This is a genomic window from Streptomyces sp. NPDC049887 (genome assembly GCF_040656535.1).
Classification (GTDB): domain Bacteria; phylum Actinomycetota; class Actinomycetes; order Streptomycetales; family Streptomycetaceae; genus Streptomyces.
Window position 1 is genome coordinate 492,308 of sequence record NZ_JBFAMM010000001.1, and the last position, 6,158, is coordinate 498,465.

General features: G+C 62.6%; 5 protein-coding genes and 1 pseudogene. 2 read left to right on the forward strand and 4 right to left on the reverse strand.

Annotated elements, in window-relative coordinates:
- Positions 1–144: 144 nt before the first annotated feature.
- Positions 145–731: pseudogene (locus AB0J10_RS02100) on the reverse strand (recombinase family protein).
- A gap of 1,136 nt (positions 732–1,867) precedes the next feature.
- Entirely contained in the window at positions 1,868–2,203 is a 336-nt protein-coding gene (locus AB0J10_RS02105; protein ID WP_363056788.1) for a hypothetical protein, read from the reverse strand.
- A 115-nt stretch (positions 2,204–2,318) separates the two neighbouring features.
- Here AB0J10_RS02105 and AB0J10_RS02110 point away from each other — a divergent pair, with 115 nt between their 5' ends.
- Positions 2,319–2,546, forward strand: coding sequence for a GntR family transcriptional regulator (locus AB0J10_RS02110; RefSeq protein ID WP_215449602.1), 228 nt, complete (start codon positions 2,319–2,321; stop codon positions 2,544–2,546).
- Positions 2,547–2,717: 171 nt separating this feature from the next.
- Here AB0J10_RS02110 and AB0J10_RS02115 read toward each other — a convergent pair whose 3' ends face one another.
- A complete protein-coding gene (locus tag AB0J10_RS02115) occupies positions 2,718–4,334 on the reverse strand; it encodes a recombinase family protein (protein ID WP_363056790.1) in 1,617 nt (538 codons plus the stop codon).
- A 217-nt stretch (positions 4,335–4,551) separates the two neighbouring features.
- On the opposite strand from AB0J10_RS02115, the gene AB0J10_RS02120 reads away from it, so the two are divergent.
- Positions 4,552–4,818 (forward strand): hypothetical protein, encoded by a 267-nt coding sequence (locus AB0J10_RS02120; RefSeq protein WP_363056792.1) that lies wholly within the window; start codon positions 4,552–4,554, stop codon positions 4,816–4,818.
- A gap of 120 nt (positions 4,819–4,938) precedes the next feature.
- Here the strand turns inward: AB0J10_RS02120 and AB0J10_RS02125 are convergent, their stop codons facing one another.
- A complete protein-coding gene (locus AB0J10_RS02125; protein ID WP_363056794.1) occupies positions 4,939–5,580 on the reverse strand; it encodes an HAD hydrolase-like protein in 642 nt (213 codons plus the stop codon).
- Positions 5,581–6,158 lie beyond the last annotated feature (578 nt).

The window sequence follows — 6,158 nt, forward strand, 5'->3', positions numbered from 1 at the left end:
CGATCGCTCCCGGACTGGCCGGACACCCTTGATCTGCCGTTGAGACAGCCTACCGGGGGTCTCTCCAGCCGGACACGCCTTAAAACGACACTGAGCCCCTACCAGTGAAGGCAGAGGCTCAAAGTGGTGCAGGAAGCGTGAGGGCTAGCCAAGGTGCCGGTACAGGGTGGCGCGGGAGACTCCAAGAACCTTGGCAATGGCGGTGATGCTCTCCCCCTTGGCCTTACGAGCCTTGGCGACAGTCAGCACGTCCTCAGTGATGACGGAGGGACGTCCACCGGTACGCCCCTGCGCCTTGGCAGCTACCAGGCCGGCTCGCGTGCGCTCCACGATCATGTCTCGCTCAAGCTCAGCGAAAGCAGCCATCATCGTGAAAAAGAATTTCCCCTCTCCGGTCGGAGAGTAGGTACCGGAGAGAGTCCCAGTGAGGATGCGGAGCGCGATTCCACGCGCGTGCAAGTCCTCAGCGATCGTCAGCACGTCCTTAGTTGAACGGCCAAGCCTGTCCAGCTTCCACACACAGAGGGTTCGCCCTCCCTCATGTAGTCCAGAGCAGCGAGGAGACCAGGGCGCTCCGTGTTCTTCCCGGATGCCTTGTCCTCGTAGATCTTCGAGCAACCGGCCGCAGTCAGAGCGTCGTTCTGAAGCTGTGCGCCCTGAGCGTTGGTGCTGACTCGCTGGTATCCGATGACCGCCACTGCCTGTCCCCTCCTGGTGTCCCTTGCCGACATCAGAAGTTGCTAGGGGGGTGTGCAGAATACTGCTAGGGGCCCGTGCAAGATTCTGCTACCAAAGAATACTAAGAGAAAGATACTAAGGGAAGGATACTAAGAGAAATGGAAAACCAGGGGGTAGGCCAAGGGATAGAGAGATTTGGGGAAGCCCTGGTTGAGACCAATACCCGCCTTCGGCGAATCTCCATTACCATTCCCCTGACAATGGAATACCCCAGCCGGCCGGGATACCGGCTACAGGCTGGTCTAGTTACTCGTCTTACGCCGGGTAGTGCATGTTCATGTATCTACCGGTCTTCACAACCATCTTATGCATCTTGTACAGCGCGAGAATCAGGCACTTCACTCCTGACTGGTTGGTTGCTGGCTCAATAGACAGGATTTCTACTGTCTTACCGTTAGACAACTTCAAGTAATCGCCCGCCTTCAACTTCCTCGCCTGCTTACGTGGTGGATTGCTGATGTCGTTCCCCTCCCTTCTGTTGAAGTACTTCCATCATCGCACCCACCACTGACAAACGAGAGGCAGTCATTCCGCTTCGTCCAGTGACCAATCCTTAGTCGGCACCCGACGACTTGTAGCCGTACGCCCATTAGACAGCAGTACTCGGAAGCGCAGGCGGTCCCTGTGAGAAACAGCGCTTGTCGGCACAGTAAAACGGTAGGTTGTGCCATCCAAAGCGGGCAGGACCGGAGGCGGAGTCCCCCATCTGTTCTTCGGGTCGAATCCTCTGCTGCCCTTCACCAAGCTGAATCGCCGTCTTCCATACGCTGACTCATAACGGCACAGCTCAATACACTCAACCGTCACCGGAGTTGTCCCATCGTTGATGAGGCGAAGAACAAACAGATAAGAAGCCGACTTAGCCTCTTGCTCTGGAACTTGTACACCTGTTCGCCAGAGTCGCACCTTCACTTTGGGCCGTACACGTCTATAGGTACGGTAGGACACAATCATATTGGCTGCGGTGAATGCGGCACTCACCGACGCAACCACGATGGCAATGACTGGAAGCGACATGCGGCAGGGATGCCCAGACACAAGCCTGTTGGACCCTGGCTTGAGGAACATCTGCGCTTGGACATGAGAGAGCCCCCAGACAAGGTGTCTAGGGGCTCTCTGAGGGCTTGGGCTACTCCCCCGGCTCCTCATACGCCGGGAGCCTCTGTGCGCGGCTCTCAGCGATGTTCAGCACGTCCGTCAGGCTCTCGATGAGACGGCCGGCGATCCAGCGCAGCTCATCCGCTGTCAGCTTGGCTTCCTCCCCCACCATCGGCCGCGCCAACTCCACGATCACGGCAGCCGTCTCAATCTGCTGACGCTCGATCTTGTCTGCCAGGAGAGACAGGGGTGTGGGAGTGCCGTCCGTGATCAGGTGTGCCGTCTTCCCTTCCGGCCCCTTCCAGGGCAACAGCCGGACATGGCTAGGCTGGCTCACTGTCATCAGCTCCTCATAGCTGGTGGCCATGCCCCCGGACCGTTCGCCCGGTCGCGGGGGTCCTTCCGAGCCTGAGGATACGCGCATACGCGCATACGCGTATACGCGGTCGCGTGAATGCGCGTACTCACGGATGCTCGGGCGCATGGATCTTGACCGCAGCAAGCCCGTATGGCCCCAGGTTGCTGCCGAGCTACGCCGACGACTGGACGCCGGTACGTACGCCCCTGGCGAGAGGTTCCCTGCCGTGGTGGAGCTTGCTACCGAACTGGACGTGGCTCCGTCGACCGTCCAGAAAGCCGTAGCGGCTCTCAGGGAAGAGGGGCGGCTCTATACCGTCCTGGGACAAGGATCGTTCGTCTCCAAGCCGTAGAAAGCCTTTCAGAGACGGCTACTGCCTATCCCCTAGGAAACTCCAGGCACGCGAAAGACCGGACCACCCCCAATTGTTATTCAACCATTAAAGATAGGGGGGCGAATTCATAAACAATTCCATAAGCAATAAGGCCCCGCCATTTGGCAGGGCCTTTCTTTATGCCTCTCTCTATCGAGCGAACCCCAATGCCTTCCATCGGTATTCTTCGGGGACGTTATGACTAATCACCATTCTCGTCATCTTGCCTTTCTTTCCAGGGCGGGTAAGGGTAAGCTCATTCGCCATGGTCTGGATATCTCCCAGGTCCATTACCATTCCCCTTTCGCTTTCATCCGCCCCCTTATCCCACACCCAGACCTTTACGCCATAGGCGCGGAGGAATTCCCTACGGTCTTCCTGGTCTTTGGACTCCCAGACTTCCCCGTACTTCTTACCCGTGGCTTTCAGTGTGGGGTTAGCCCTTTCCTCTTCCTGCTTAACGAGTAGCACGACCTTTGCCGACAGCCCCTTATGCATACGCCGGTAGGACTCTTCCTGTCCCTCCCCGTCGTACTCTCCTGCCAGGAAGTCAGCTTCCAGCTTTTCCAGGCGTGCCCTAGCTGACTGGAGTTCCCTTGCCTGAGAGGGTCCCTTACCGGCTCGCTCGTACATGTCCCACATGCCTACGCTCCCACGAATCTCCTGGTCAACCCACTTATCGAGCACGTCAGCACGGACGTAGAGACCGACAGCGCAACCGCCACCCTTGAACTTGTTGGAGCAGCGGTAATACCTGTGTCCGGGAATTCTCTCTCCGTCTTTCCTGGTGTGCCCGGAATTCAGAAGGGAAGTAACCGGCGCTCCACAGTTTCCACAGCGAGCAATACCGGCAAGCAGACTCTTTCCACCGGTACGGCTCTCCGTTCCTACAGGCTTGGAAGCCGGCTTGATCCTGTCGACCAAGTCTGTCCATTCGTTCATGGACGCTAGGGGTTTCTCAGGGAGAATGACCGGCTCTCCCTGGTCGTCTAGAACGGCCTCCCCCTTGTACGTGTAGATACCGGGAACCCAAGAGGAGCGGAGAAACTTGTTGATGATGGTCGACTGCCATTGCGTTCCCTTGGTTTCCTCCCCCTTCAGCTTCCTGAGGTGGTCTCCCCATGTGAGTACGCCACGGGCATTGAAGTCTCGGGCAATCCTGTGTGTGGACTGTCCCTCACGAACACGGGTGAAGATCTCCTCTACGTACGGGTGGAAGTCCTGGTCAATCTCCAGAACCTTCCTCCTGCCGCCCTCTACGGCCTTGATGCGGTAGCCGGTAGGCGGAGCGCCCGTAAGCCATGAACGGTTCTCCAAACGGCTCTGTACTCCGTTTAGGATGCGTGCCTGGATTGTGTCCCACTCAGCCTCAGCAAAGACGGCAGTCATGCGAGCCATCATCTTGCCTTGGGGAGTCGAGAGGTCGAACCCCTCTTCAACACAGACGATGAACTTCCCGTTCTGCTGCGCCCACTCCAAGAGTTCGTTGAAGTGCATCGAGCGACGCGTAAGCCTGTCCATCTTGGCTGCAATGATCACGTCGAACTCATCGGCTCGGGACGTGAGCCAGCGTCCTAGCTTGGGGCGCTTGAAGGGGCTCATCGAACCGGATACGTCCGTGTCCTCTGCCTCCCCCACCAGGACGCCGGACAGGTGCGGAGAGCTGACGTGGTGTCGGATCACGCCACGCTGCCACTCGATGGACGTGGAGCCGTCCGAGTCGGCAGACAGGCGGAGACAGGCGAGGTAGCGCAGACCAGGTGTCATGAGGGGAGGCTAGCGGAGTCTGTGTGCCTAGGTAACCGGCTTGGCCTTACCGGTAGGCACGTCTCTTCATCCTCGTACTCGTCGGGAATTGCGAAAAAACGGTCTGGATAGCACTGCAGCGGGCCGCCCGACCCGCCACCACACAAGGCTAATGGTCCGAGGGCCACTGACAAGACGTCCCCGGTGGTTCCTACGCGCTGGGAACTACCCTGGTCGGGTGACTCATGAAACCCAAGCGAATTCGGCCGGTCCCGGCGACGGGCTGGTCCGCGCCGGCGCGATCGTCTTCATCATCGGCGCTGTGGCCACTCTCGTCACCGTGGCCCCTCTGTTCCTCGGCACCGAGCCGTTCCCGACGGCCGCGTACCTCGTGAGCATGCTGATGGGCGTCGGCTTCCTGATCGCGGGAACCGGTGTGCTCCGGTCGATCGCCGCGCAGCGCCGTGAGGCGCGCTCGTCCGCGCCGCCCGCCCCCTCCGCGTAAGAGCCGCGGTCGACGCCGGGCAGCCTCTCGGCGGTCGACACCGGGCAGCCCCGCCACCCGGGAGCAGCGGTCAACGCCGGTGCGTGGGGGCTGCCGTCCTCCTCCGCACGGCGGTTTTCGTCAGGCTGTCGCGGCCGAGCCCGCGTACCCGGCGAGCCAGGCGGGGAACGCGGCGAGGTCGGGGAGGACGACGTCCGCGCCCGCCTCGCGCAGCTCCAGCTCGTCGCACGGTCCGGTCGGCACGGCCACCGACAGCGCTCCCGCGGTGCGCGCGCCTCGAACGTCGCCGACGTGGTCGCCCACGTACACCCGGGCGTCGTGCTCGCGCAGCGCCTCCGCCTTGGCCTCCGCCCACAGCCATCCGATGACTTCGTCGGGCTCGATGCCGAGATGGGCTAGGTGCGTCTTGGCGTTCGGCTCGTGCTTGGCGGTGACGACGATCGCGCGCCCGCCGAGCGCCTGGACCGCTGCGACGGCCTCCCGGGCGCCGGGCATCGCCGGGGTCGGGGATATGGCGTACTCGGGGTAGAGCTCGCGGTAGCGGTCGCCCATCTCCAGGATCCGGTCGTCCGGGAACCAGTGCGCAAGCTCCTGCTCCAGCGGCGGTCCCAGCCGGGTGACCGCGAGGTCGGCGTCTATCCACACGCCGGTCTCCTCGGAGAGCGCCCGGTAGGCGGCCCGGATGCCGGGACGGGAGTCGATCAGCGTCATGTCGAGGTCGAAGCCGACGGTGAGGGGGCGGGTGAGCGGTTCCGAGGCCATGGGTGCCATTGTGCCCGGCACTCTGAAAGTGCCCGGGCTGACAGGAGGCCGGGGCGATCGGGCCCGGGGCTGCCCTGCCGGAGGGCGCCGGCCGGGGGCGCCAGGTCCGGAAGGCGCCCGGCGGGCGGACACGGGGCCGCGACCTCCGGAGCCCGCCCGGGGGCCGGACGGAGAACACCGCAGGCCAAGACCCCGGACGTGGAGCACACGGACATGGAGCACACGGACGTGGAGCACACCCGGAGACGGAACGAGGAACACCGCAGGCCAAGACGCCCCGAACGTGGAGCACACGAGGGCCGAGCCCGGTGGCGCACCCACCGCGAGGGGCGACGCGAGCCGCGCTCGGGGTGTGGCCACCCGCATGCGTGCGCCCGATGCACCGCCCCGCACCACGCACCACCGCACCGCCCCGCACCACGCACCGCCCCACCCAGGACGCACCACCGCACCGCCCCCACCCCAGGACGCGACGGCGCACGGCCCCGTTATCTTCTTCGCGGTCCTGCAAGAGGGCCGCTGGCCTCCGGGCCCGGCATGACTGTTGCCCCCTGTCGAACGGATGACCTGGGGGGTGG